Source organism: Stutzerimonas nitrititolerans, from assembly GCF_003696285.1.
Lineage (GTDB): Bacteria > Pseudomonadota > Gammaproteobacteria > Pseudomonadales > Pseudomonadaceae > Stutzerimonas > Stutzerimonas nitrititolerans.
On record NZ_RFFL01000063.1, the window covers coordinates 1 to 709 of the forward strand.

A 709-nucleotide genomic window follows, 5' to 3' on the forward strand; every position below is an offset into this window, starting at 1 on the left:
TGTGGCAAATACTTTTAATAAAACTATTATAGTGATAATATGTATATGATATACAAGGACTTATAAAAATAATGACCTTTTTGGAGTGATATATATGTCGAACGAAACTGTTATTTATCATAATGAAATGAATTTGGTTCCTTTGAGAAAATTTACTTCTGTTGAAATAGACTTATTTTTTGCAATGTGTAATAAGCTAAAAGAACAAGATACTAATAAATTATATTTAAGTTTTGAAGAACTTAAATATTTAAGTAATTATAACTATGAAACTAGAAATCTTAATCGTTTTATTGGAGATTTACAAAATATTTATAAAAAGATGCTCGAGATAACTTATCGAAGAGAAGATGAAGATGTAATAGAGTTTTTTGTACTTTTCAATCACTTTAAAATTCATAAAACGGAGAAGTATCTTGAAATTTCCACTAATCCTGACTTAAAGTTTGTTTTAAATGATATTACTCGTAATTTTACAAAATTCGAATTAAAAGAACTGACTAATTTAAAATCTTCGTACTCTAAAACCATGTTTCGCTTACTTAAACAATATAAACATACTGGATATTTAAAATTATCAATGGAAGATTTTAGAACTCGATTAGACGTATCAAAGTCTTATCAAATGTGTGACATTACTAAACGTGTATTAAAGCCAATATCTAAAGAGCTTACACCTATTTTTAATAATCTTAATATTAATAAAGTT

General features: G+C 24.1%; 1 protein-coding gene. It reads left to right on the forward strand.

Annotated elements, in window-relative coordinates; genetic code table 11:
• Positions 1-94 precede the first annotated feature (94 nt).
• The coding region (locus EA795_RS20680; RefSeq protein ID WP_122079240.1) for a replication initiation protein at positions 95-709 on the forward strand (615 nt) is incomplete at its 3' end.